This window comes from Peribacillus sp. TH16, assembly GCF_016651095.1.
Lineage (GTDB): Bacteria > Bacillota > Bacilli > Bacillales > DSM-1321 > Peribacillus > Peribacillus butanolivorans.
Map to the genome: position 1 here is coordinate 1,636,502 of NZ_JAEKEM010000002.1, position 26,882 is coordinate 1,663,383.

At 37.7% G+C, this 26,882-nt stretch carries 26 protein-coding genes; 11 read left to right on the forward strand and 15 right to left on the reverse strand.

The window, feature by feature from the left end; translation table 11 throughout:
* Window position 1: 1 nt before the first annotated feature.
* The 6 genes from JFV29_RS07920 to JFV29_RS07945 all read right to left on the reverse strand — a co-directional run bounded on the left by JFV29_RS07920 (window position 2) and on the right by JFV29_RS07945 (window position 5,722).
* Window positions 2–796, reverse strand: coding sequence for a GNAT family N-acetyltransferase (locus JFV29_RS07920; protein WP_201182293.1), 795 nt, complete (start codon window positions 794–796; stop codon window positions 2–4).
* Window positions 786–1,943: a M20 peptidase aminoacylase family protein gene (locus JFV29_RS07925; protein ID WP_180320452.1), complete on the reverse strand. Its 1,158-nt coding sequence runs from the start codon at window positions 1,941–1,943 to the stop codon at window positions 786–788. Before JFV29_RS07925 ends, JFV29_RS07920 begins: the two co-directional genes overlap by 11 nt.
* 21 nt (window positions 1,944–1,964) lie before the next feature.
* Entirely contained in the window at window positions 1,965–2,807 is an 843-nt protein-coding gene (locus JFV29_RS07930) for a MurR/RpiR family transcriptional regulator (RefSeq protein ID WP_201182295.1), read from the reverse strand.
* 210 nt (window positions 2,808–3,017) lie between these two features.
* Window positions 3,018–3,899, reverse strand: coding sequence for a radical SAM/SPASM domain-containing protein (locus JFV29_RS07935; RefSeq protein ID WP_053344729.1), 882 nt, complete (start codon window positions 3,897–3,899; stop codon window positions 3,018–3,020).
* Window positions 3,900–4,384: 485 nt separating this feature from the next.
* Window positions 4,385–4,705 carry a DUF3889 domain-containing protein gene (locus JFV29_RS07940; RefSeq protein WP_201182296.1) on the reverse strand — a complete coding sequence of 107 codons (321 nt, stop codon included), beginning with the start codon at window positions 4,703–4,705 and terminating at the stop codon, window positions 4,385–4,387.
* Window positions 4,706–4,753: 48 nt separating this feature from the next.
* The gene (locus JFV29_RS07945) at window positions 4,754–5,722 is read right to left on the reverse strand and encodes a M14 family zinc carboxypeptidase (protein ID WP_201182298.1); all 969 of its coding nucleotides are present in this window, start codon (window positions 5,720–5,722) and stop codon (window positions 4,754–4,756) included.
* Window positions 5,723–5,850: 128 nt separating this feature from the next.
* Here JFV29_RS07945 and JFV29_RS07950 point away from each other — a divergent pair, with 128 nt between their 5' ends.
* A complete protein-coding gene (locus JFV29_RS07950) occupies window positions 5,851–6,093 on the forward strand; it encodes a YhdB family protein (RefSeq protein WP_053344726.1) in 243 nt (80 codons plus the stop codon).
* Between the two features lie 125 nt (window positions 6,094–6,218).
* On the opposite strand, the gene JFV29_RS07955 is transcribed toward JFV29_RS07950, so the two are convergent.
* The 3 genes from JFV29_RS07955 to JFV29_RS07965 form a co-directional block, all read right to left on the reverse strand.
* The gene (locus tag JFV29_RS07955) at window positions 6,219–6,746 is read right to left on the reverse strand and encodes an NADPH-dependent FMN reductase (protein WP_053344725.1); all 528 of its coding nucleotides are present in this window, start codon (window positions 6,744–6,746) and stop codon (window positions 6,219–6,221) included.
* A 201-nt stretch (window positions 6,747–6,947) separates the two neighbouring features.
* Complete coding sequence (locus tag JFV29_RS07960) at window positions 6,948–8,678, reverse strand: phospho-sugar mutase (RefSeq protein ID WP_201182300.1); 1,731 nt, start codon at window positions 8,676–8,678, stop codon at window positions 6,948–6,950.
* A gap of 156 nt (window positions 8,679–8,834) precedes the next feature.
* Window positions 8,835–10,382, reverse strand: a complete 1,548-nt coding sequence (locus JFV29_RS07965; protein WP_053344722.1) for a bifunctional GNAT family N-acetyltransferase/carbon-nitrogen hydrolase family protein — start codon at window positions 10,380–10,382, stop codon at window positions 8,835–8,837.
* Window positions 10,383–10,773: 391 nt separating this feature from the next.
* Here JFV29_RS07965 and JFV29_RS07970 point away from each other — a divergent pair, with 391 nt between their 5' ends.
* Both JFV29_RS07970 and JFV29_RS07975 read left to right on the forward strand, forming a co-directional pair.
* Window positions 10,774–11,211, forward strand: a complete 438-nt coding sequence (locus JFV29_RS07970; RefSeq protein ID WP_056530998.1) for a disulfide oxidoreductase — start codon at window positions 10,774–10,776, stop codon at window positions 11,209–11,211.
* Window positions 11,211–11,681 carry a thioredoxin family protein gene (locus JFV29_RS07975; protein WP_201182302.1) on the forward strand — a complete coding sequence of 157 codons (471 nt, stop codon included), beginning with the start codon at window positions 11,211–11,213 and terminating at the stop codon, window positions 11,679–11,681. The genes JFV29_RS07970 and JFV29_RS07975 overlap by 1 nt, the downstream gene beginning before the upstream one ends.
* Window positions 11,682–11,750: 69 nt before the next feature.
* On the opposite strand, the gene JFV29_RS07980 is transcribed toward JFV29_RS07975, so the two are convergent.
* Window positions 11,751–12,170, reverse strand: coding sequence for a DUF5365 family protein (locus tag JFV29_RS07980; protein WP_201182304.1), 420 nt, complete (start codon window positions 12,168–12,170; stop codon window positions 11,751–11,753).
* A gap of 231 nt (window positions 12,171–12,401) precedes the next feature.
* Here JFV29_RS07980 and JFV29_RS07985 point away from each other — a divergent pair, with 231 nt between their 5' ends.
* A complete protein-coding gene (locus JFV29_RS07985) occupies window positions 12,402–13,307 on the forward strand; it encodes an RluA family pseudouridine synthase (protein WP_207205093.1) in 906 nt (301 codons plus the stop codon).
* Window positions 13,308–13,452: 145 nt separating this feature from the next.
* Here JFV29_RS07985 and JFV29_RS07990 read toward each other — a convergent pair whose 3' ends face one another.
* Complete coding sequence (locus JFV29_RS07990) at window positions 13,453–13,707, reverse strand: GlsB/YeaQ/YmgE family stress response membrane protein (RefSeq protein ID WP_170946860.1); 255 nt, start codon at window positions 13,705–13,707, stop codon at window positions 13,453–13,455.
* Window positions 13,708–14,222: 515 nt separating this feature from the next.
* Window positions 14,223–15,053, reverse strand: coding sequence for an aldo/keto reductase (locus JFV29_RS07995; RefSeq protein WP_201182306.1), 831 nt, complete (start codon window positions 15,051–15,053; stop codon window positions 14,223–14,225).
* Between the two features lie 400 nt (window positions 15,054–15,453).
* Here JFV29_RS07995 and JFV29_RS08000 point away from each other — a divergent pair, with 400 nt between their 5' ends.
* From JFV29_RS08000 to ald, 6 genes are all read left to right on the forward strand, one after another.
* The gene (locus tag JFV29_RS08000; protein ID WP_056530991.1) at window positions 15,454–16,452 is read left to right on the forward strand and encodes an inorganic phosphate transporter; all 999 of its coding nucleotides are present in this window, start codon (window positions 15,454–15,456) and stop codon (window positions 16,450–16,452) included.
* Window positions 16,453–16,686: 234 nt separating this feature from the next.
* Window positions 16,687–17,307, forward strand: coding sequence for a DUF47 domain-containing protein (locus JFV29_RS08005; RefSeq protein WP_053344716.1), 621 nt, complete (start codon window positions 16,687–16,689; stop codon window positions 17,305–17,307).
* Between the two features lie 15 nt (window positions 17,308–17,322).
* On the forward strand, window positions 17,323–18,321 hold the full coding sequence (locus JFV29_RS08010) for an inorganic phosphate transporter (RefSeq protein WP_201182308.1): 999 nt from the start codon (window positions 17,323–17,325) through the stop codon (window positions 18,319–18,321).
* 142 nt (window positions 18,322–18,463) lie between these two features.
* A complete protein-coding gene (locus JFV29_RS08015; RefSeq protein WP_201182310.1) occupies window positions 18,464–19,717 on the forward strand; it encodes a PucR family transcriptional regulator in 1,254 nt (417 codons plus the stop codon).
* A gap of 50 nt (window positions 19,718–19,767) precedes the next feature.
* Window positions 19,768–20,589, forward strand: coding sequence for an EcsC family protein (locus JFV29_RS08020; RefSeq protein WP_201182312.1), 822 nt, complete (start codon window positions 19,768–19,770; stop codon window positions 20,587–20,589).
* Window positions 20,590–20,787: 198 nt separating this feature from the next.
* Complete coding sequence (gene ald / locus JFV29_RS08025) at window positions 20,788–21,921, forward strand: alanine dehydrogenase (protein ID WP_201182314.1); 1,134 nt, start codon at window positions 20,788–20,790, stop codon at window positions 21,919–21,921.
* Between the two features lie 83 nt (window positions 21,922–22,004).
* Here the strand turns inward: ald and JFV29_RS08030 are convergent, their stop codons facing one another.
* The 3 genes from JFV29_RS08030 to proC all read right to left on the reverse strand — a co-directional run bounded on the left by JFV29_RS08030 (window position 22,005) and on the right by proC (window position 24,964).
* On the reverse strand, window positions 22,005–22,601 hold the full coding sequence (locus tag JFV29_RS08030) for a dienelactone hydrolase family protein (protein ID WP_201182316.1): 597 nt from the start codon (window positions 22,599–22,601) through the stop codon (window positions 22,005–22,007).
* Between the two features lie 100 nt (window positions 22,602–22,701).
* On the reverse strand, window positions 22,702–24,072 hold the full coding sequence (locus JFV29_RS08035; RefSeq protein WP_201182318.1) for an FAD-binding oxidoreductase: 1,371 nt from the start codon (window positions 24,070–24,072) through the stop codon (window positions 22,702–22,704).
* An 85-nt stretch (window positions 24,073–24,157) separates the two neighbouring features.
* Window positions 24,158–24,964, reverse strand: coding sequence for a pyrroline-5-carboxylate reductase (gene proC / locus JFV29_RS08040; RefSeq protein WP_053344709.1), 807 nt, complete (start codon window positions 24,962–24,964; stop codon window positions 24,158–24,160).
* 266 nt (window positions 24,965–25,230) lie between these two features.
* Here proC and JFV29_RS08045 point away from each other — a divergent pair, with 266 nt between their 5' ends.
* Window positions 25,231–26,796: an MDR family MFS transporter gene (locus tag JFV29_RS08045; protein WP_201182319.1), complete on the forward strand. Its 1,566-nt coding sequence runs from the start codon at window positions 25,231–25,233 to the stop codon at window positions 26,794–26,796.
* The last annotated feature ends 86 nt before the right edge of the window (window positions 26,797–26,882 follow it).

The following is a 26,882-nucleotide window of genomic DNA, read 5'->3' on the forward strand; positions in this document are numbered from 1 at the left end:
CTTATTCTGTTTTTTTTAATAAGTAGTTTTGGATGTTTTCACCTTGTTTTCGTTCAATTCCTACTACAACATACCCTTTGGAAAAAAGCGTTTGGAATAGTTCACTTGTTTTTACACGCCAATCAATTGCAAGGGAAAGATTTTCTTTTTTTATTTTTTGAATTTCCGTTGGAATGGGTATAGCCACGATTTCCGCAGTTGTTTCCAAACTATAATCTTCGATGAACGGAAAGCCTTGCTTATTCATTTCCGTCGTTACGATATGCGTCGCGTTATCAGTAAGTTGCTCATCGCTCCCAGTTTCTTGCTCTAAATTCCATTCCACCATGAAACGATCAGTGGACAGTCCTTCATTAAGTTCGCCTTTAAGCTCCCCATAACAATCTTCCATATATGTACGGCAAACCGCTTTTAGTTTACCGATATTCAAGTTAGCATTCACACTTTCCAATGGATCATATGTCCAGGTAATTAAATGATAGCCTTTTTTAAGCGCTTCTTCTTTTTGTGCCAATTTAAGTAATCTACCGTATCCCTTCTTTTGATGTTCGGGATGGATAGCTAGCAAATGTGAGCAAAGAAAAACCTTTCCATCCTTAAATCCAGGGAAACTGTATTGAAAACCTACTAATTGATTATCGATGTAACCACCTAAAATAATGCCACCGTTTTTGACTGCTGTAAGCATTTGATGGGTAGGGACACAATCCATGCCCCATACGAGAATTTCAAGTTGCTGCACTTCTTGTAAATCTTCTAGAGTAGATAAAGATTTAATGATTAATTCATTTGTCATATCGTCGTTCCCCCTCACCATATTTTTCAAAAGTAAGAATGATCGCTTTCGTTAGAATTTCAATTCCGGATAGCAAAGCTTCTTTATTGAATGTCATATTCGGATGATGTAGACCTGGTGTCAAATCACAGCCTAACCCAAGCATCGTCGCTTTGATTTCTGGTTTTTTTAATGTATAAAAATGAAAATCTTCTCCTCCAGTTGTAATAACTGGAGCTACTAAATTTTCTTTCCCTAGAGTATCTGCAATAGCTTCAGCCATTATTTCTTGAGCTTGGTTGTTCACAATTGCAGCAGCTACATTAGCTCCCGACTCCAGATTAATTTCAACTCCATTTGCGACGGCCAAAGCTTCTGCAACTTTTTCAACTCTTTTGGTAAGGTCTTTCATTACTTCATTATCCTGAGCTCTTAAATCCAATGAAAATGTAGCTTTCCCTGGAATGATATTGGAACTTTCGCCACCTGCAAAAAACTGTGTCATTTTTGCTGAAAAAGGTATGGATGGATTGAGATGGATATTGTTTAACAATGTAACGAATGATGCTCCTATTTCAATAGCATTTTGCCCCTGGTGCGGTCTAGCTCCATGTGCATCTGTCCCTACTATTTCTCCTTTAATAAACTGTGCAGCTCCATGAACAATTGCTGGTGCCGCCTGTCCATCTTTCACTTCCTCCGCTGGTCTTAAGTGCACACCATAAAGAAAATCAACATCATCCACTACTTTTTCGTCAATCATCTTTAATGCACCCGTACCTTTTTCTTCAGCAGGTTGAAAAATGAATTTCAGTTTTCCTTTGGGTTGAAAGTTCATTTCCTTCAATACCAGGAAAACTCCAAGAGCCAAAGTCATATGCCCATCGTGTCCACAGGAATGATTGGCCTGAAACGACCCATGCACTTCTTGCCAAAGTGCATCAATATCTGATCGTAATCCGACAGTGAAACTTCCATTCCCGATTTCTCCAATTACGCCCGTACAATCTTTAAATTTTTTCACAGAGCACTGATTTTCTTTTAAAACATTCGAAATGAATGCTGTAGTATTCACTTCATTCCAACTTGTTTCAGGATGAGAGTGTAAATGGTCAAATATTTCGATAATACGAGGTCTTAATTTTTCAATTGATTGTGTTATATCCATTTCTTTCTCCCCTTTTTTCTGTTAAAAGAAAAAATCGTCATCTTGATTGAACGCATCATACATAGCCTTTCTTTCTTTAAATCCCTGCGCGTCTTTAATCGATACACCTGCTACTAAACTATTTAATAATGAGAATAGAACAGGTGCAGTATCGATAGTGGAAGTTCTAGGTGCTGAAATGGGCAATAAAACGTCCGTAAACTCCGCAATTGGAGCCAATTCAGAATCGGTAACTCCGATTACAAATGCACCCGCTTGTTTTGCCATTTCCGTAATTTTCACAGTTTCTTTCACATAACGATGAAATGAGATTGCTACAAAAACAGAATTTTCAGTTATTTTGTTTAGTTGTAAAAAAATATCATCTGTATCCGGTCTATATAAATGGACTTCTTCCCTTACAAGTCTAAGCGTAAAAGTTAACCAATGCGCCGCTGAAAATGATAAACGATGTCCGGAAATTAATACTTGGTCGGCTGCCGCCAATTTATCGACTGATTTTGTAAAATCATCATTTGATAGATTTTTTATTGTTTTTTCGATACTGACGATATCTTTCTGCATTACTTGTGCCATGAAGTTTGGCTGATTCGCAACTTCTAGTTTAGAAGAATGATATTCATTCAGGCTACTCTCGAATATTAATTGATTACGAATAAGTTTTTGAAGTTCCGCAAATCCACTTAACCCTAAAGAATAACAAAAGCGAATGATAGTTGTTTCACTCACCCCTATATCCTTCCCTAACTTTTGAGCTGAGCTGACTGCAAATGTATGTGAATGAACTAACAAGTAATTTGCGACCTTTTTTTGGCCAGTAGATAATCCAAGGAATACCTCTTTAACTTTTTGCTGCAAATCCATAAAACCTTCCCCTTACAGACAAAATATGAATCCAAAACTTTTTTATTACTATATGAAGTTTTCACTTCATTTATAATAGAGAATATTTTATCATGGGCATTTTAATAAAACAACAATATTCAGAATTTTTAATAAAAAAACCTAAATAAATATAAAACATTAGTCAAAAAAAAAAAAACCACGAAGATTCTCCGTGGTTTTCATTACCTCTTATTTTTTATGACGCTTTGCATAGCCACATCGTTTACATAGTTCTTCTACTGCACATCTTCTCGAAAAACCATCAAACATATTTTTAGCCCGTTCACCATTTATAATTTCTTCAAGAGATGATTCAAATATATTCCCCAGTGGAATTTTCCCTTCACTATCCAAACAGCAAGGAACAACTGTACCGTCCACCAAGATACCTAACTGGTCTCTTAGAGCATAACAGAAAATATTCTCATCGATAATGTCGCGGTCCAATTCTGGCCATTCAAATTTTTCAGCCATATTTATATAAACACGGTCCTTCAGTTTAATATTATTCTTATCCTGAAGAGCTTCACTTAATCGAATATCCAACGAAAGCTTCTCCTCCAACATACTGAGAATATCATCGTTTAGACCATTACTCGCCTTAAGCTCATCCGTATCCATATTCCATAATCGAATTGCGCAGATCATTTCACTTGTTTCGTTTGCCTCATTAATAAAGTCAGCAATATTACTCACATATGAGTCTAGACTATTACTCGTATCATTCGCTTCAAAGCTATGAAGTGAAATATTCACCTGACGAAGTGCTTTTTTGGAAAGCAGTTTTTCTTTAACCTTTTGAATCAAAGTACCATTCGTTGTTATATTCACTTTCAGATCATGTTCGGCACTAATATCCAAGAAAGTTCCTAAATCTTTATTTAAAAATGGTTCACCCATCAGGTGAAAATAAATATGATCGGTGTGTGGTTTGATTTTCTCAATAACATGAGTAAAACCATCCGGATCCATAAACTTCAGTGTCCTCTGCAAGCTAGAACTAGGACAAAAATTACATTTCAAGTTACATATATTCGTAATTTCTACATAAACTTTCTTAAACTTTCTCATTATAAAATACCCCTAAAGTCATGCTATATTGTCAATCTGATTCTAACTATACGTGTTAGCGGCTCATAAATGCAATGAAAAGTTAATTGTAGCGGTACAAAGGGTGAAATTAAAATCACAATTATGTAAACTTATTATATATTTGATTTCATTTACCAATTACCCTTTCATTCAAGGTTCCAAAAATCCCCTGATTGAGTCAATCATGGCTTAATTTCCTCATTTCACTTCCTCATCACCTATAGATCTTTTGTATTTTTTATAAATCAACGGATAGATCTGATTTCATTTTCAGGCCATGATTCCACTAAGGTCATTTTCCAGATCCTTATGCTCTGCACTTTTATCCGATATTCCCTAGTCTTCTATCTTTTTCCTAATGTGGGAAGGCGGAAAAGTTCAGTGATTAATTGTTCAACGTTAATAGAAAAAACATCCTCAAAAACCGAAGATGTTAGGTAATACTAAAATATATTGGAGTAAATTTACTTTTCCTTCTGTTCTGTGACCTTTAAACTAAGTAATTTTTCATTGGTAAGATCATGTTGGACTGCCACAGTGACTTTGAATTTATTGCCTTTCTCCACGACTAAGAAACTAAAATCGTCTTCCACCTGATTTTCCCCTATTGTTTTTCTTCCCTTATATTCATAATCAGTAATCTCAACTTCAGGGTAATCGGCCTGTACGACGGCGATTGCAATCTTTCCGTATTTTTCGTAATCTGGTTTTTGGGCATGTGTTGATATGGAACCAAATTGTAAAATTACAAGAAGTCCTAAAATCATCATGATGACTTTTTTCAAAACCATTTCCTCCTCATACATCCTGTTAGTTTTATTATGTTAAATTGTTCATTTGTTATGCAGCTTGTTCGCTTCTTTTACAAGCATAATCCCAACTAACCGGTTCCGTTTCCATTCCTCAGGAAATACAGAAAATGGGGGATTGGTTTCATCCACCAAATAACTAAGTTCAATTGTCATTCCCGGGCGCTTGAACTCGGTTATGAACCAATCCGTAAATCCGCTGCCTACAGCCTCCTTTTCCGGAAAGGTCAGTTCATAACCTGTTAATTCTGCTGTTTTTTTCGCAATGCCATAATCCCTCGCCATATTCTCTCTCTTATTTTTATAATGCCAGAAAATTTCCCGGCCGGATGTATGATAGGACACCGCAATTGTGGGATCAATTTTCTTCGTAAAATCCGCAAGCGCTTTAACCTCTGTAGCTTCTAGCGGTTGTTCCCCTTTATAAAATTGATAAGTAGGTTTTTTTGCATCACTCATTACTTCTTCCCACCCAATCGGATATTGCCTGTTTAAATCAATCCCTTTTGCGTTGGCCTTCCACCGCGACCAATTCGTACTATATCGATTCATTCTCCAGACCCCTGCTTTTTCAAGGAAATTCAAATTTGATAAATCTCCTTGTTGAATGCTGACTCCATCAGGATTCAGCATCGGGATAAACCAGATGCTCACTTCATCCAATAAACTTGAAGGAAACCCGCCTATTGGTTTGCCCGCTTGATAGGCTGCTGCATAATCTTTTAGCATAGTCATCAACAGGATAGAGCTTAGCCATTCTCGCCCATGATGTGAGCCTACTAGTAAGATGGATCTTTTCCCTTTCCCTAACTTGACTGCTTTTATATATTTTCCTTTTTCCGTTTTTCCAAATTTTTTTACTTCAAATTTATACTGATTCTGAATTTCTTGTAGGTCCTTTTCCATTTGTCCAGGTGAATACACCTGTTCTGCGCGTGGTGCTTCAGGAAAAAAAAGAAGACCAATCAATACTATTAAGATTATCTTTCTCATGTTCTCACCTTTTATTTTTATTCAGGTAAAAAGCAACAACCGCGGCCCATATACATCGCCACTTATTGTAAGTAAATGTTCTACCCAATCTGAACAAAATACAAATAGCTCCTAAGGAGGAGAACTACATGAAAATTGCGGATTATGATCAGGCTTTGTTTCACACACACCGCTCTGATTGGGACAGCCTGTTAGTATTAATGGTTCGTACGAAAGATCACTTTCTTTCGAAAAAAATAGAACATTTTTTACACGCCTATCGGTTTGAGCATGATTATCAAATTATTCAATCTCAACTGTATGCACTGCTTCGTTATTTGGATCATGCGGCAGAAAAGACAAGTGATTATTTAAGTGAACTCCCAAGCTAAAATCAACAATAGTTTTTGCAAAACGGGAAAATATATACAAGAAGATTAATTTCATGGGGATTTAACTGTGGCGGGTGAAAACCTAAAAAAAAGGGTCAGGTATTTTTATACCTGACCCTCATCCATTATTTTTTCATTGTTGCATAAGCAGTTGCATACATTTTAAGTTCTTCAATTAAGGCCTCGACAAGTAACGCAGGCTCTTCAGTTAAACCGTCATTCTCATAATCGAAGCAATGCGGATCAAGCACTAATTGTTTTGAAATCACATTTGCATATAGGCTTCGGCCCACTGTTCTCATAGAATTTAACGCATTAATCCCACCTTTACCACCGCCTGATACAGCTAGTAAAGCAACTGGTTTGTGTGTAAATTGATCACTGCTTAGAAAATCCAATGCATTTTTCAAAGCGCCACTCATCGAACCATGATATTCAGGAGATGTCAAAATCACTCCATCCGCTTCTTCAATACTTTTACGAAAATCTTGAATTACATTCAATTGATATTGCTCGCCTTCACCTGAATATAAAGGAATCTCACTGTTACTTAAATCGATTAGTTCTGCTCCATATTGCTTGGAAATGAAGCGAGAGGCAATCCCTGTACGCCCTTGTTTACGTGGTGATCCATTAATGATGACTAATTTCATGTATAATACTCCTCCATTGTTTCTATTTGAATATTTCACCCATGTTACTCTCTTTTTCAGTATATCAAAACCAGCTAAAAATTTCCTTGAATTAGAGACATTTATTACACTAAACGTATTCCAACTTCATCTAAAAAACAACTTTTACGCAAAAAAACGAAGGACCTGAAGCCCTTCGTTTACATTTATCTGTTTATCACTTTAGACTAATGCTTCAATTTTACCCATAAAGTCTGCTATAACAGCTGATAATTTAGCTTCTGATTCACCCATCGTCTTGCCTTGGACACCGAAATAAAATTTAATTTTCGGTTCTGTACCTGAAGGACGAAGGCATACCCATGTTCCATCTTTAAGGAAGTATTTCAATACGTTTGATTTCGGAAGCTCAATTAGCTCTTCACTATTTGAAGTTAGTGAATGCTTTTTGCTGCTCTGATAGTCTTCCTCGACGACTACTTGGATGCCTGCGATTTGCGTTGGCGGGTTCTGACGGAATTGATCCAATATTCCTTGAATCTGTTTCGCTCCTTCAATTCCTTTTAACGTTAATGAACGCAACCCTTCCAGATAGAAGCCATATTTTTCAAAGACGTTCAATAAACCTTCATAAAGAGTCAATCCCTGCTTTTTGTAATAAGCACAGACTTCGACAGCAAGCACTGCTGCTTGAATAGCATCTTTATCACGAGCAAAATCCTTAATTAAATATCCGTAGCTTTCTTCATACCCAAACAAAAAGCTGTGTTCGCCACTTTTATTATATTGATTTATTTTCTCAGCAATGAATTTAAATCCGGTAAGTACATCCATCGTCTTTAAGCCATAGGACTCTGCAATTGTCCGCCCGATTTCTGAAGTCACAATGGTTTTTAAGACAATTCCATTTTCAGGTATCGTACCTTTTTCTTTTTTCTGAGCTAGTAAATAATCTAGAAAAAGCGCACCTGTTTGATTTCCAGTCAGAACGACATATTTGCCCGATTTGTTCTTCACGGCAATACCAAGTCGGTCGGCATCTGGGTCTGTCGCAATCAATAGGTCCGCTTCGACTTTATTTCCAAGCTCGATGGCCAATTCAAATGCTGCAGGTTCCTCCGGATTTGGAGATTTGACCGTTGAAAAGTCTGGATCCGGTAATTCCTGTTCCTTAACGATATGGACGTTTTGATACCCTAAGCTCTGCAGGGCACGTCGGACTGATTTATTTGCCGTTCCATGAAGTGGAGTAAAGACTAGTGATACATCTATTTCCTCAGCAAGCTGTGGATTTTCAGGAACTGTGAGCAACTCTTTATTATAAGCTGCATCCAGTTCTTCCCCGATTATTTCAATAAGCCCTTGCTCTTTAAGATCTTTAGCTTCTTTAATTTGTATATCAAGTTCACTTTCAATGGCATTCACGTAGCTAATCACTTGGTCAGCAGCTTCCGGAGGTAACTGTGCTCCATCTGATCCATAAACCTTGTAACCATTATATTCAGGTGGATTATGACTCGCTGTGATGACAATCCCAGCAAATGCATTTAGCTTGCGAACAGCAAATGACAATTCTGGAGTTGGGCGTAATTCATCAAATAAATAAGCCTTTACGCCAAATGTAGCCAAGGTTTTAGCTGCTTCGAGTGCAAATTCCGGAGACTTATGTCTTGAATCATAAGCAATGACAGCACCTCTCCCTTTTGCCTCTTCCCCGAACGTTGAAATATATTGAGCCAATCCAGCCGTAGCCTTTCTTACAGTGTAAATATTCATTCGGTTGGTTCCTGCTCCAATTTCTCCACGCATACCGCCTGTTCCAAATTCTAAATTCTTATAAAAGGCATCTTCGAGTTTAGCTTCATCCTGTTGCATTTCCTCAAGCAAGACACGTAATTCCCCATTTAAATTCTGATACCCTGCCCAAGTGGTGTATACTGATTTCCAGTCCATCTCTGACATCCCCTCTCAACGACCTTTTTTTAAAAACTTTTATGTATCTGTTTCTATAACAAAATTATCACATTTTTCCCAATAAATGAAGTAAAGGCTCGTAATAAAAAAAGCCACATCGAGCATGGCTTTTTCATCACGAGCTAGTTTAAATCTTTATTTTTCACCTTTTTGATAATGTAGTTTGTAAATATCATGGCGTCTATCTTTTAATTGTCTTACGGTACCCGATTGTCGCTCACGTCTTAATATCTCTAAATCAACATCGCCAATCAGAACCATCTCAAGATTCGGGCTCGTTTCCCCAACAATCCCGTCACGTGCAAATTCAAAATCCGACGGGGCGAAAATCCCTGATTGTGCATATTGGATATCCATATTTTCCGTTTGCGGCAGATTCCCGACAGTCCCAGAAATAACCGTATAAATTTGGTTTTCCACTGCACGGGCCTGAGCACAATAGCGAACACGCAGATAACCTTGTCGGTCTTCCGTACAAAATGGCGTAAAAATAATCTTGGCTCCCATATCAGTCGCAATCCGAGCAAGTTCCGGGAACTCAATATCATAACAAATTTGAATGGCGATCTTTCCACAGTCTGTATCAAAGACGCGTACACGGTCACCAGCATTGATGCCCCACCATTTTCTTTCATTCGGTGTAATATGAATTTTATATTGCTTTTCAATTGTCCCATCACGGCGGAATAAATAGGCTATATTATAGATATTATCGTCGTCTTCTTTAACGAAATGAGAACCGCCAATTATATTGACGTTATACCTTACAGCTAAAGTGGTAAACAATTCAATATACTGTTCCGTGAAATCTGACAGTTTCCGTACTGCCAAGCTTGGTGATCTTTCATTTAAGAAAGACATCAGCTGGGTCGTGAACAATTCCGGGAATACGGCGAAATCCGCATTAGCATCCGAAGCAACGTCGGTGAAATACTCGACTTGGTTAGCGAAGTCTTCGAATGAATCGATTTTACGCAGCATGTATTGCACGACGCAGATACGTACCGGTTCAGATGTTTTATAATAACGTTTTGTTTTCGGCTGATAATCAACGTTATTCCACTCCATGAGTGTAGCATATTTATTGGATTGCAAATCATCAGGCAAATAATTAGGATTTATCCTCATGAGCGTGAAGCCATTTAAAAGCTGGAACGATAGAACCGGATCATATATTTTATGTAATTGCACTTCTTTCACATATTCTCTTGGTAGCAATTCCTCCGCATGTTTATGGTAATTAGGAATCCTGCCGCCAATAATGATGCTTTTTAAGTTCAAATGGGCAACAAGTTCTTTTCTTGAATCATATAGTCTTTGACCAATTTTCATCCTGCGGAATTTAGGATGGACCATGACCTCGATTCCATATAAATTATAACCGTCCGGATTATGATTCGTGATGTATCCATTATCGGTTACATCATCCCATGTATGGCGATCATCATATTCGTCAAAATTAATAATGAGGCTAGAACATGATCCAATCACTTTTCCATCATATTCAGCTACAAATTGTCCTTCTGGAAAAATTTCCAGATGACTTTCAAGCTGATCGCGCTTCCATGGATCCATTCCAGGAAAGCAACTAGATTGTAAAGCAATTATTTCATCAATGTCCCCTAGCCTCATGTTACGTATTTCCATTATTTTTTCATATTTATGCAGGTCCAAATTAGGCATTTTCCTCAAACTCCTTTAATCTCTTCCATAAGAATTATACCCCTTATTCAAAAATTAAAACAACTGAACCTTCTCCAGCCTATTCAATACTTCCTAGATAAAACATTACTTTTCTTCCTTTCGGAGGCATATAGATAACATCTCTATTTTTTATTACCTTTCTTACTGCCAATTCGCCTACTGGGTAGCCTTATCGTACCATCATTACTTCTGTTAAATCGGGTTTAATTACCTATTATCTGTTAAGCTAACTGCCACTCTTTTAAAGTTTTCAATTCTTCCCGCGTCCAAATCTATTCTGTACCCCCATAAAAAGAATATATATTTTACAGACCGCATCCATACATACTATAATTTTCATAAGAGAAAAAAGAGATGGGGAAGAGGATCGATGAACAATACAAAACGCAGCGGGGAGAATATATTATTTGTAGCCTGGGCTGCTTCCATCATTGCTATGCTTGGAAGTTTATATTTTTCTGAGATTAAGCAATATGAACCATGTATGCTTTGTTGGTATCAGCGGATTATCATGTATCCTTTTACAATCATTTTAGGAATTGCAATCATTCGAAAAGATTATTGGATCAGCTTCTATACCATGATATTATCTGCAATTGGTGCATTTATTTCAACTTATCATTATTTAATACAAAAGGTTTCATTTTTTTCCGAACATACCCTAGCATGCGGAAGGGTTCCCTGTACAGGACAATATATTAACGTTTTTGGTTTTATTACCATCCCGTTCCTAGCTTTAACTGCATTTGTCATTATTTTCATATGCAGTTACATCGTATGGACAAGATCCAAGGAGGTTGCAGCTTAATGAAGAAAATGGTTATATTTTTAGTGATAATCGTCGCGCTTTTTGTCATACTAGGCGTTTTGACAAACTATAAAAAAGAAGAAAAATCAAAAGGAAATCCGTATGGCAAAGAGCATCTTAAATCCGCCACCGTCGATCAATTGGATGACCCAAATTATCAAAATCTGATCCTTCCCGAAGAATTAGAGAATGACCTTCAAGATAAAGAAGAAATGACTGTTTATTTTTATAGTCCTACGTGCCCTCACTGTCAAAAAACTACACCTATCGTAGCTCCGTTGGCTGAAGAGATGGGTATCGATCTCGTTCAATACAATTTATTGGAGTTTGAACAAGGCTGGAGCGATTATGGCATCAAAAGCACGCCGACAATTGTTCACTTTAAAAATGGAAAAGAACAAGAACGTATAGTTGGCTATAACGAAGAACAAACCTTCAAAAAATGGTTTGAGGACAATGATATTAATTAAGGATAGAAAAAAATGAGTCGGCTATAACGGGAAAAGTATTTCCGTTATAGCCGGCTCATTTTTAATGTTTTATACTAAATATTGATTCGCCACCTGAATATCCATCATTTGCATATCTTTACTTGCTTCATGGTTTATACGTGTAAAATGGTCATAATAAAAAGGGAAAAAGATTCCGCATTCATTCAATAGAGTAATGTTATGTTGAAACAATTCTTCAAATTTAGAATCAATTATAAAAGAATCCTCTATCTTCTTTTTGTCTAGAATGGACAAGAGGACTTGAAGGCATGCCATTACTTGAAATGCGTCTCTTAGTGTTGCAAAGTAGGTAAATGTACTTTTATTCGGCTGCAAAACGCCTATCTCCCGAAAATGAATAATTTCATTTTCTGTGAAGTATTTAGGAAATACAGATTTGTAGAAACGTGCAACGAGACTCGCAATTTCTTGCTCTTGTTCTTCGGTTGAAGAAAAGACCGTCTTCACTAAAAAAACCACCTTTTTTAGATCCATTAGACCTATCTAATAGTATGTATATTCTAGGACAAGCGATTTCTTTCCCTCTAGAATAACATAAATATTGTAAAAAAGACGTGGTAATTTTCGCCACTGAATTCTAAACAATAGGTCTAATGTTACTAATTTTACTTTTATTTGTAATCATTATATATTTTTTTCAATTAATTACAATCACATAAGTCGAAAGTAGGAATTATATTGGGACATTTTAATATAACAAACCAAATATTATCAATTGAAGTTCTTCAAAGTTGGAATGGATTAACATTAGATAAGCTTTTTAAGGACCACTGGAAGGCGCCAAAGAAATTGGTGCATGAGTGGAGAATGAGTAAAGAAGTAAAATTGAACGGAAATACTGTTTCATGGACAACTACTCTTTCCGAAGGCGATACGATTAGCATTCCTTTAATGAATGCTGAAAATGAAACCGTTAAAGCTGTAGATTTAGGGATTTCTATCTTATATGAAGATGACCTATTATTGATTGCCAATAAACCGGCAGGAATGGATACCCACCCTTCTCAACCCGGCGATACACATACGCTTATCAATGGTGTAGGGTACCACCTTCAGAACACCGGCCAAACCTGTATGATTAAGCATATTCATAGGCTTGATAAAGATACCACTGGAGCCGTTCTTTTTGCCAAAGATCGCCTCACTGGGTCTATGTTGGATAGAATGCTGGAAGAAAGAAAAATCAAACGAACATATGTCGCTTTAGTTGAAGGAATCATCCAAAAGAATGAAGGTAAAATCAACGAAAAAATTGGTAGAGACCGCCATCATGCTACTAGACGAAGGGTTTCACCTACTGGCCAGGTGGCTATTACCCATTTCCAAGTGCTTAAGCGGGATTCGAAGAAAAACTTAACGCTTGTCAGTTGCACTTTGGAAAGCGGCCGCACCCACCAAATCAGGGTGCACTTTAGCCACTTAAATCACCCCTTGGCTGGTGATACCTTGTACGGCGGAAAAAATACCTTTCCACGGCAAGCCCTTCATGCTCGAAAAATTGAATTTATCCATCCAATTTCCGAAGAAAAAATGATAATAGAAGCACCTTTCTTAGATAAGTCCGGGATATTTGAGACTCTCTAATATACAAAAAAAGCTGACTCCAAATAAGTAGGAGTCAGTTTTCTTAAAATTCTATCATTATAAGCAGCCGTTTCTAAAGCTGCATAGTAAGGATTATGAATCAAAAAAATAAGCTGGCCACTTGGGCCAGCTTTTATTGTGATATTTAAGAAGCTTTTCTCATGCCTTTTAAGATCAAGCTTAATATGAAGACAAATACAATTGCTCCAATTAATGCAGGAATAATAGCGAAATCTGCTACTGAAGGTCCCCAGTTCCCAAGAATTAATGAACCTAACCATGCACCAACAAAACCAGCGATGATGTTACCAATGATACCAAATGGAACGTCACGTCCTACTATCATACCTGCTAACCAACCGATAATACCTCCGATAATTAATGACCATAAAAATCCCATAATATATTTCCTCCTTAAGTAGTTGTATTTTTATACCAGACAGATATTTTCCTGTTCTACAGCAGACTTCAAGAAATCTCATCACTTCCAAATATTCATGTCCTGTTCAATTCATTAACCTTTTCACTCAAATGGTATGATGCCGATTATGCACAATATCTAATGAATGTGAATGCTTTAGTTAGTGGGAAAGTTAGCTAGCTATTGACCCTGAGGAACTGATTGGACACTCCTCAATGTTAGTGTGTTTTTCTTTTTGTTTGCTGCTGTACTCATTATTTTCCCCGTTAAAATAATCTAAAACCTCATTTTTTAAAAAATATTTGGCAAAGAAAAAATGATTATTAGACTTATGAAAAGGGTATACACTATGCTACATTTTTGTCACATTCATAGTATAAGCAGTATCTAGCTCAAATATGTTTATAAAGATATAACGAAAAAAGGATGCCCCGAAATTACTGGGACACCCTCATATCATTTTTAGTTCTCTTTAAAGTCTATATCATCAATCATTAAAACAAAAGTTCATCCGGATTGCTTCCAAATCGTTCATTTTTGTTTAAGGCATCAATTTGATTCATTTCGTTAAGACTCAATGAAAAGTCAAACACTTGTGCATTTTCCTCGATACGGGACGGCGTAATCGATTTAGGGATAACGACAATTTCATGTTGGAGATGCCATCTAATTAATACTTGAGCAGAGCTTTTTCCATGCTTCTTTGCAATATGATTGATAGTCGGTTCTTCTATTAAGCTCCCCCTACCTAGCGGGCTCCATGCTTCTACCTTGATATCATGCTTTTCGCAGTAATCACGAATTTCAACTTGAGTCAAAAGTGGATGTAATTCTATTTGGTTTACGACAGGTTTTATTTCACTGTTCGCTAATAATTTTTCTAAATGGTGGACATGAAAATTACTTACACCGATTGATTTCACTTTTCCTTCATTGTAAAGCTTCTCTAATGCCTTCCACGTTTCCAGGTATTTGTCTTTTCCTGGCCAGTGAATTAAGTATAAATCTAAATATTCCAAACCAAGGCGTTTCAAACTATCATCAAATGCCTGAAGGGTCGTTTCATAACCTTGATCAGTATTCCACACTTTAGATGTGATGAACAATTCTTCACGCGGTATTCCGCTTTCTCTAATAGCCTGTCCTACACCCTCTTCATTTTCATAAACGGCAGCCGTATCAATTGAACGGTATCCTACTTCGATTGCTTTCTTGACGGACTCAACCGTTTCACTGCCATTTTTCACTTTAAATACACCGAAACCTAACTGCGGCATTTTTACTCCATTATGTAAAGTAATCGTTTCCCCTATACTTGATATCATTTGCCAATCCCCCTTACCTTTTATTTACCAATTATATCATCGTCCTACCTTTTATTTCTAACCATAAGCCTCGGAATTTAAAGGTTTATTAAATGACTCAACAAACATTTTATCCAAAATTTTCTATTTAAAGTGAAAATTTATCATTTAATCCTTCATTAAGTTAAATATTTTGTAAAAAAATGACGAAATATCTATGCTTATAGATAAGAAATTAGTTACAATTGAATAGTCCGTCCGTAAACCAAGAAAAAGAAGAAGGTGCCATCTTTAAAGAATAATCAAACGTAAAACTTCCATTCTAATAATGTGGAGTTGCAAAGTTGTCCAACCGCCCATTCATTGGTCACTATCTAAATTTTCTCATTACATACTTGAATATTAAGGGAGTCTTCCATGTATGAATACTATATTCATCTTAACCGCGCTAATTATTATCTTTGCTTTAATCTTTGACTTTATCAATGGATTTCATGATACAGCCAATGCTATTGCAACAGCCGTATCAACTAAGGCGCTTAAACCACGTCATGCGATCATTTTGGCTGCGGTCATGAATTTATTAGGAGCGCTGACATTCACTGGTGTAGCACATACCATTACGAAGGATATTGTTGATCCTTTCACATTAAACAATGGCTCATATGTAATCCTCGCTGCTCTACTTTCCGCAATAACATGGAATTTAATCACTTGGTATTTTGGTATTCCAAGCAGTTCTTCCCATGCTATTATTGGTTCTATAGCGGGAGCTGCCATTGTGGCTGGAGGTTTCGATACGATTAAATGGAGTGGATTCACCAAAATCGTCCAAGCATTAATTTTATCTCCGATTCTTGCCTTTACACTTGGATTTATTGTGTACAACATCTTTAAGGTAATTTTCAAAAATAATAATTTAGGTAAGACTAACAAGCGATTTAGGAGAATACAAATTCTTACAGCGGCAATTCAGTCTTATACACACGGAACAAATGATGCTCAAAAATCCATGGGTATCATCACTATGGCTTTAATGGCTAACGGATATGCCTCTAGCTCTGATGTCCCCTTTTGGGTGCAATTATCGTGCGCAATCGCAATGGCGCTTGGTACCTCAATCGGTGGTTGGAAGATCATTAAAACGGTGGGCGGTAAGATCATGAAAATACGTCCAGTAAATGGGGTCGCTGCCGATATGACCGGTGCAGCGATAATTTTCGGTGCTACATTCCTGCATATGCCGGTCAGTACGACACATGTCATCTCTTCATCCATACTTGGGGTAGGTTCTGCACACCGTATCAAAGGTGTAAAATGGGGAACAGCTAAAAGTATGTTAATCACTTGGTTCATAACCTTGCCGATTTCAGCTTCTTTAGCCGGATTGATTTATTATCTAATTGCTTTATTTTTATAAAACCTTAAACCTTTCCATATTGGGAAGGTTTTTTTATGATTTCGCCCTTTTAAGTGTAACTGATTCCCATTTTTTACTTATCCTTGTTTTCGATTGTAAAGTTTTATTAAGATTTTGTAAATTTTCGTCGAAAAACCTTTCCTCATACTACATGAATTCGTTACAATCAACTTGTTAATACTAAGCGTATAATAATTTTATGTAAAAATTGCATGACTAATTGGGAGGCTTAACATGGCTTTTAAATCTAAAAAAGACAAATTCGCAGTAATGCTTTTTAACATCGCTCAAAACCTTAAAGAAGGTGCTGACTATTTCGCGGATTATAAACTGAAGAATATCTCCGATCTAAAAGTATTTTCAGATACTATGAAAGATTATGAGCATAAAGGCGATTCAATGGTTCATAACGTAATTAAAGAACTAAACAATGCCTTCATCACTCCTATCGAACGTGAGGATATCCTAGAATTAACCATGAGAATGGATGATGTCATAGACGGTTTGGAACACTGCGCCGCATTATTCGAAATGTACTCCATCGTCAATGCTGATGAGTATATGCTTAAATTTGTGGATGCAATTAAAGAGTGTACGTATGAGATTGAAATAGCTGTCGATACACTTTCCACAAAAAAATTACCAATGATTCGTGAAAATGCAATTAAAATTAAAGACCTTGAATCTGTTTGTGACGGAATCCAACGTCAATCGATCAAAAACTTGTTTACGGTTGAAAAGGATCCAATCAGAATCATTCAATATAAAGAAATATACGAAAGCCTTGAAGAGATCGCTGATCACTGTCAAGCTGTGGCCAATACACTTGAAACAATCATAATGAAAAACGCCTAAGGAGTACCCCCATAAATGGATACTTTATTAATTTTAACTATATTAATCGTTTTCTTTGCTTTAGCATTTGACTTCATCAATGGTTTCCATGATACAGCAAATGCAATTGCTACAGCTGTTTCAACAAAGGCCATGAAACCTCGGCATGCCATTGTCATGGCAGCCATCATGAACTTCGTCGGAGCTATGACGTTTACAGGCGTAGCGAAGACCATAACTAAGGATATTGTGGATCCGTTCACGCTTCCAAATGGTTCATATGTAATCTTGGCAGCTTTGCTTGCCGCTATTATATGGAACCTCCTTACATGGTATTACGGGATACCAAGCAGTTCATCCCACGCATTGATTGGTTCGATTGCAGGTGCCGCCATTGCAGCAGCTGGTTTCGCCGGCATTAAATGGGAAGGATTTTTGAAAATTCTTCAAGCTTTGATTTTCTCCCCTATAATTGCTTTTGTAATTGGATTTATCGTATACAGCATCTTTAAAGTTATATTTAAAAATAATAACCTGACAAAAACAAACCAGAAATTCCGTACTATACAGATTGCAACTGCAGCACTTCAATCGTATACCCACGGAACGAATGACGCCCAAAAAGCCATGGGGATCATCACGATGGCCCTTATTGCAAATGGCTATGCAACAAGTACTGACATCCCCTTCTGGGTTCAATTTTCCTGTGCGTTAGCAATGGGACTTGGAACTTCTGTTGGCGGATGGAAAATCATTAAAACAGTTGGCGGCAAGATTATGAAGATCCGCCCTGTCAATGGTGTTGCAGCGGATTTAACCGGGGCCTTCATCATTTTTGGCGCGACCGTGATACACATGCCAGTTAGTACAACACATGTTATTTCTTCTTCGATTCTTGGAGTTGGTTCAGCCCACCGTGTTAAGGGCGTAAAATGGGGAACGGCAAGAAGAATGATTGTTACCTGGTTCATTACCATTCCTATCTCAGCAACATTAGCAGGTTTGCTTTATCTTTTGATTAATTTCCTTTTCTAAAATAAAAATCCCTTCCGGTTTCCATCGGTAGGGATTTTCTGTTTCTCCCGTAAAAAACATGGATATAATCCTATGCTAAAACACTGTTAATCGTTTAAAATTTAAAGAAAAAGGAATCTTTTAAGCGAGGGGCAAAATAATAATGAAGGAATTCACAAATAGAGATATTTTTAAAGACCTTTATGGAGATATGATGGAGTTTGCGGATAGAATCAGTTCCGTCTTAGGCTGTCCCATTACAATTGAGGATGGTAACCATCGCCTGCTTGCTTATAGTACGCATGATGATACAACCGACCAAGCCCGCATCATGACTATTATCGGAAGGCGCGTTCCTGAAAAAGTCATCAACAGCTTATGGAAAGATGGGTTTATCCCGGCTTTATTGAAAGAAGACGCTCCTATTAAAATTGGGGCTATCAATGATGTCGGTCTCGGTAATCGAGCGGCAGTCTCTATTAGGAAAAATAATGAAGTCCTTGGCTTCATTTGGGCCTTGGAAGTGAATCAACCTTTCTCCGAAGAAGATATGGACTTTCTTCAATTTGCTGCAAAAGAAGCGAAAAACCAGTTGCAGCAATTACAATTAAAAAAGAAAAGGAAAGAAGCAGGTCATCAGGAGTTTCTTTGGCGTATGTTAACTGGACATTATCAAGAAGAATCAGAAATAATAGAAAATTTCACGAAGTTTTCTATCCAAGTTCCTGTTGTTTTTTCCATATTAGTATTTGAATTCCCTAAAGAGATCAATCGCGAAGTAGAACGCTACATTTCCTATATGTTAACGACTACTCAAAAGATAAACAGGTTCTTATTTGCCATTGACCATAACAAGCTCATTCTTTTTGCGGGATCGGACCAAGAAAATAGCCCTTCTTTTACCACATCCATTTATGATTTCATTCCTTTCTTCATATTAGAAATGAAACGGCGTTTTGGTGTTGAACATATCCTTGGTACTTCAGGTAATATGTATAAAAACTTAATGGATGTAAAATCAAGCTATGAAGAAGCTCAATATACCTTAAAAATGAAAAATATTTTTCCTCATGATATGAAGCTTATTTTACATTATGAAGAGCTAGGCATGTTTCAAATGATTGAAACTCTTGCAAACAACAAACAACGTCACGCTCATCCTTCTATTTTGAAGCTAAGAGCTTATGACTTGAAAAACCAGACAGAATTACTGCAAACACTTACTGTCTATTTAGAGAAAGACTGCAATCCAAATGAAGCTTCAAGAAATCTTCATATCCATGTGAATACCTTAAATTACCGTTTAAAACGGATTACAGAAGTAGGAAATATTCGTTTAAAAGATCCGATTCAAAAAATGTCTCTATTTCTAGATATTAAACTTTATGAATTTGACAAATTTCACAAGAAAAATTGAAATATTCCATCAACATATGGAAAAAATAAATAAATGGAAAGGTTGGTTAAATGAATCTAGAATCGAATGAAGAACTTGAGAAAGAATTAAAAATCATTGAAAAATGGGAAAAAGACCAGAATGGGTTATGGTTTTGGGAACGAATTGGACGTCTCCCCTTCAAACTTTTAGACAAGCTAACACCGGACTTCATACAGAAAAAGCTTGGTGTCATGCTCGATGAAATCGGTAGCTATATTCAAACCGGAGGACAATATTTAACAAAGGAATCCAATATTCTAAATCAGCTGCAGGCCAAGAATCCTGAACTGAATGTTTCCTCCATAGAAGATGTTTCAAAACTTCCCCTTCATATTATGGACAGTGTTAGTCAAGAGATTAAAAATTCCGGAAGTAAATTGGCCACAGTTCAGGGTGCTACTACTGGCATAGGTGGAATCTTCACCCTAGCCATTGACATCCCCTTTCTTCTTGGTATGTCAATCAAGACACTTCAGGAAATCGCTCTCTCTTACGGCTACAATCCACGAGACCGTCAGGAGCGTATTTTCATCGTCAAATGCCTACAATTTACTACATCAGATGTTGTCGGAAAAAAGGCACTGTTAAAGGAATTGTCGAATATGCACCTTCCCGAATCTGAATCCAAAAGAGAACTTGCTTCTGAATTGCAAGGATGGCGGGAAGTTGTTTATACATATCGTGATCAGTTTGGTTGGAAAAAGCTTCTGCAAATGGTACCTGTTGCTGGAATAATCTTTGGTGCCATTACCAATCGCTCTATGATCGCTGATATGGCCGATACGGGAATAATGCTATATAAGAAAAGAAGGATTTTGGAGCGAATGCATGAACCGGTTGCAAAAAATTAAGATTTCAGCGTAATGTTTTCTCACGTTAACTATCTAAACTAAGCTCTTAACCCTGGCAAGTCCATAATTATTGATACTGCGTTTGTGGAATTCCACAAATACACCTTTTTCCTTTTTCTGATTTCCACATACTAACTGTTTCTTTTTCCCATTATACTTGTGATACAAATAGTAAAACAAATTATTGGAGGGATTAAGATGAGAATAGGAATTCCGAAAGAGATTAAAAACAATGAAAACCGTGTAGCTATCACTCCAGCTGGGGTTGTAGCATTAGTCAATGCGGGACATGAAGTATTAATCGAAATGAACGCAGGATTAGGAAGCAGTTTTACAAATGAATCATATCAAGAAGCTGGAGCTGTTATAGTCGAGGACGCTGCTAGCGTTTGGTCAAGCACAGAAATGATCATGAAAGTAAAAGAACCTATCTCATCTGAATATAAATATTTCCGTAAAGATTTAATTCTTTTCACATATCTGCATCTTGCAGCTGAACCAGCTCTTGCACAGGCTCTAAAAGAAAGCGGTGTCTTGGCCATTGCTTATGAAACGGTTGCAATAAACCGTACACTTCCTTTATTGACACCAATGAGTGAAGTGGCTGGACGTATGGCAGCGCAAATCGGTGCTCAGTTCCTTGAAAAAAATAACGGTGGTAAAGGAATTCTATTAAGCGGAGTTCCTGGAGTTAAACGTGGTAAAGTCGCTGTCGTCGGCGGCGGTATGGTTGGAACAAATGCAGCTAAAATCGCTATTGGATTAGGCGCAGATGTTACCATTCTTGACTTAAGTCCTGATCGCCTTCGCCAATTGGATGATATTTTCGGAAATGAACTAACTACACTCATTTCAAATCCTTATAATATAGCTGAAGCAGTCAAAGAAGCTGATTTAGTGATCGGTGCAGTTCTGATTCCAGGTGCAAAAGCTCCTAAGCTCGTTACTGAAGAAATGGTTAAATCAATGTCTCCAGGTTCAGTCATTGTCGATGTTGCTATCGACCAAGGCGGTATCTTTGAAACGGTTGACCACATAACAACACATGATAACCCTACTTATGTTAAACATGGAGTAGTTCATTACGCGGTGGCAAATATGCCAGGAGCAGTGCCTCAAACATCTACAGTTGCCTTAACGAACGTAACTGTACCTTTCGCACTGCAAATTGCCAACAAAGGCGCCATCAAAGCAATCCTTGAAAACGATGCCCTTGCAAAAGGCGTCAATGTAGCCAATGGAGAAATCACGTTCGAAGCTGTTGCATCAGACCTAGGCTACAACTATGTTAGTGTTGAAAATGCTTTAAACCCAAATAATATCAACGCATAATAATAAGGAGACTCCAAAGACGTTCATCGCGTCTGGAGTCTTTTTTTATTTCACTTAAACGGGATTCTTCCCGCTACAGTTACTTATGACTTTAGTAAAAACTTAATAACTCGGCTACTGGCTTTTTCTGCTGATTCTAGATTATATTTAGGAGAAAACGGGTCACTAAAACCGTGAAAACCATTAAATGTATGTATCTCGATATTCTCTTTATCTAGATGTAAAACTAACTCGTCTACATCAACCGATCGTTCTTCTTGAGGAAAGATCAGCAATGTAGGGCATTTTGGTGCTTTTTCTAAATAATCCCTTATGCGGGAGCCATAATATCCTACTATTCCATCAACAAATATCTCCTCACTACATAACCAAGCAATTGTCGCCCCTATACTAAATCCAATGATGAATATTTTTGAGTATTCCTCATTAGCTTTCAATATTATCTTTTTTATTTTGTTCGATGCCTTAGTAAAACCTACATTATCCATAAAATTAAGATATGCTTCTTTTTCTTGCACATAAGCAAATGGTTCTTCCCGTTGCAAAAAGTTTGGACAAATGACATCAAAGTTCTGTTCTGATAATAACTCACAAAAATCCTTCATATGTTGATTAACCCCGTAAATTTCATGCAGTACAATGATTACTTTATTAGTATTTTTTGTTTGTATCTTGAACATCTTGTACCCCTGTTAAGATTTTTCTCTTCATCATACAGTTCCCCTCTTTTGTCGTTTCAGAAAGAGGGTGCCTAAAGCCCCCTCTTTCATGTTTCATCTATCAATCTACAAAAATCTTCCCTGGATTCATTATTCCATTCGGGTCCAAGGCCTGCTTGATCGTTTTCATCACCTCATACGCCGCTCCATGCTCTCTCCGCTGATATTTGGATTTTCCAAGCCCAACCCCATGTTCACCCGTACATGTACCGCCTTTCGCTAAGGCATATTCAACTATTTCTTCATTTAACCGCTTCGCTTCTTTCACTTCCTCTGGATTACTTAGATCAATCATAAATAACACATGATAATTTCCATCACCCACATGGCCCACAATCGCTCCTTCTACTTTGGATTGTTCGACTTTTTTCCTAGTTTCTAATATGGCATTCGACAATTCATGGAGGGGCACACTTACGTCCGTGACCATCAGCTTCTTACCCGGAGCACTGTGAATAAAAGCATATGCAAGATTATGGCGAGCTTCCCATAATGCATTTCGCGCTTTTGAATCCGTTTCAAACTGGATATCCTCACAGCCAAAATCACTTACGATTTCCTTAGCAAAATTGACATCCTGTTCTAGTCCGGCAAAATTCCCGTGAAACTCCAAGAATAATGTTGGTTTGACTTCATAAAGTTTGTCCATAAATTGATTTACTTTTTTAATAGACTCGGCATCGACCAATTCAATACGCGCAATTGGAATCCCAGCAAGCATGATTCCATTGACGGCAGATACTGCTTGTTCAACGGTTGGAAATGAAGCTCTCCCTGCCATTGTTACTTCAGGAATGCCGTACACCTTTAGAGTCAGTTCAGTAAATACACCTAGCGTGCCTTCCGAACCGACAAATAAGCCATTTAAATGTATCCCAGATGATGATTTTGTAGCTAAGCTACCGGTATGGATAATTTCACCGTTTGCTAGAACCACTTCCAAATCCCGAACCTGATCGCGCATTATGCCATATTTGACCGAAGTTGTGCCACTTGCATTCGTAGCTGCCATCCCTCCCAATGTCGCATCGGCTCCGGGGTCGACAGAAAAGAACAATCCGTATTTTTTCAATTCTTTATTCAACTGCGTCCGTGTCACACCTGGTTGGACCTTCACCAAAAAATCACTTTCCCTGATTTCCAACACCTGATTCATCAAGGATAAATCGAGCGAAATTCCCCCTTTAATTGGAACCACATGTCCTTCTAAACTCGAACCTAGACCAAAAGGAATGACTGGTATTTCATGTTCATTCGCATAACGCATGACTGCGCTCACTTCTACAGCACTTCTTGGATAAACGACCATATCCGGTAAGTGCGGAGTATGATACGATTCATCATGACTGTGCTGCTCTAATATAGTTTCATTCACCGTGACTTGTTCTTCCGTTAGTATCTTTCTTAAATCCTCTATATAATATATATTCATTCTGCTTCCCCCTCTTTTTTAACTAAACATTCTGATAATATTATGTAAAAAAGTAGATTGCCTGAGAATAGGCAATCTATAATTCTTACTGTCCGAGCCCCTTCGTTCTATCTGTACAGGCTTTCATCGCTTGTAAAATACTAGCTCTGAACTGATTCTCCTCTAAAGAAGCAACCGCAGATATTGTTGCCCCCCCCGGAGTGCATACATCGTCCTTTAAAGCGCCAGGATGCTTTTCTGTTTCAAGCACCATTTTAGCAGCACCCATTACAGATTGTGCGGCCATTCGATATGCTTGTTTTCGTGGAATACCGTCACGAACCGCTCCATCCGCAAGCGCCTCGATAAACATGTATACATAAGCCGGTGAGGATCCACTAATTGCTGGCACTGCGTCCATCAAATCTTCATGTATAAGCTCTGTTTTTCCAAAAGAATTCAACAGTGTAGTAACATCAGTAATATCAGCTGCTGTGATTTCACGATTAATGCTGATTGCCGTCATGCCTTCACCGACAAGGGAAGGAGTGTTTGGCATCGTTCGGACAACCTTCACTGGTTTTCCCAAACCTTCCTCAATTTGTGATGTAGTTATTCCAGCTGCCATTGTAATGATCACAGCTCCTTCTTTCACATGAATCTTAACTTCGTCGAGCACTTGCTTATGCATGGCGGGTTGAATCCCTAAAAAGAGCAAATCGGCAAAACCGGCTACCTCTTTATTATCTAAACAGCCTTCAATCTTATATTTCGAGGTGATCTTCGTCAAAGTCTCAACACTTGCTGTGCTGACCATTATATTTTCAGGTGAGATGACTTCCGAGCGCAACATGCCTTCAAGCATTGCCGCTCCCATTTTACCGCATCCAATAAACCCGATTTTTTTATTCATATCTTACACTTCCAATCATAAGTTCATCTATACTCTCTCTTATTATATCGGATATGGCAAATGGAAACACGTCGCAGATATTTAGATTAGGAAGGAATTGCATATTTCTAGTCGAATTACTAAGATGAAATAGACGAATAAACGACTTATGCAACTGATTTTTTCAGCGAAAAAAAAGGATTGACTTATAAGTCATTTTCACTATATAATTTTGACCTATTAGTCATTGAAAAAAGGAAAACAGTTTAAGGAAATGGAGAAATGAAATGCAAATCGAGAAAAGAGCAGTCAATACCAAGCTTGTCTTAACAGGATTGATCATTGGAATGTTTTTCAGTTCATTGGAACAGACAATCGTCGGGACAGCAATGCCAACGATTATTGGGGAATTGAATGGTTTCACTATCTTTGCATGGGTGACGACTGCCTATTTAATTGCCTCTACGACCGTTGTACCGATTGTTGGGAAGCTTTCAGATTTATATGGCAGACGTTCCCTTTATTTGATTGGTACAGTTATTTTTACGATTGGTTCTTTTTTATGCGCCACTGCCACTTCGATGGAGCAGCTGATTATCTATCGGGGGCTGCAAGGAATCGGGGGCGGGATGATCATGCCCTTATCCCAAACGATTATCGGCGATATTTTCACTGCTGAACAAAGAGCCAAATGGCAGGGTGTATTCGGAGCCCTTTTTGGCTTAAGTTCTGTAATTGGTCCTTTTCTGGGTGGACTGATTGTCGACCATATCAGCTGGCATTGGATCTTCCTCATTAATGTACCGACGGGATTATTATCAGCGATTTTGATTTATGTCGGGTTGAAGAACGAAGCGATTCAAAAAACAGAGAAAGTGAATATCGATTTCCTTGGTATTTTCACCTTAATTCCAGGTATTGTCCTGCTTTTATTGGGCTTAACATTCGGGGGTGATAAATTCGAATGGATATCACTTGAATCTCTCTTGATTTTCGGCAGCACCCTTGTCTTTATTGTCCTATTTATCATTTTTGAAAGAAAAGCAGTTGAACCAATTCTTGATTTATCTCTCTTTAAAAATAGAGTTTTTGCCACCACGAATATCTTAGGATTTTTGCTAGGTCTGGGTATGTTCGGGGCTATCATGTTTGTCCCACTGTTCATGCAAGGAGTTTTAGGAGTGTCACCAACAAAAGCCGGATCGACCATGACTCCGATGATGATCGGGTTGATTCTTTCTAGTGTCGTTGGCGGGCGGCTGTTGTTAAAATTTCGTTTTCGTACCGTGCTTACCTTTGGAATGGCCATTGCGACTCTCGGCTTTTTCCTAATGAGTACGATGGATGGTGAAACTACCATTCTGACCGCTTATTCCTTCATGGCTGTCTTAGGTGTGGGAATGGGTCTTGTTATGCCGACCTTGATGATTGCCGTTCAAAATGAATTTCCAAAATCACAGTTAGGATCGGTCACTGCAGCCTCGACCTTCTTTAGATCAATAGGCGGAACGATGGGCATTACGATTTTGAATGCAGTCATGAATCACAATCTACAGCAAAATATGGATGACGCGGTTGTTAGTGAAAAAAATACCCTAATACAAGAAGCATTGAAGGCACTTGCCGATAAAACAGATAATTTGTTCAATATCATGCTCTATCCTGAGAATCTGAAGTTGCCGGCTGAAGTCAGCAATATCATTATAAAAACCATTGAAAATGCCTGGATTGATGCATTTTCAAGTGTATTTGTCACTGGTATCTTTTTTGTCTCTGTCGGAATATTAGTTGCTCTTTCAGTTGGTTCCGGAAAAATCAAAAGAGATCAAGAAGCGGAAAAAGATTTAGGTTAATAAATGATTAACATAGAGACCGGCGCCTTTCCAGCCGGTCTTTTTACTTTCCTTCATCCCTAGGTTTCTTTTTCTACAATAAGGGA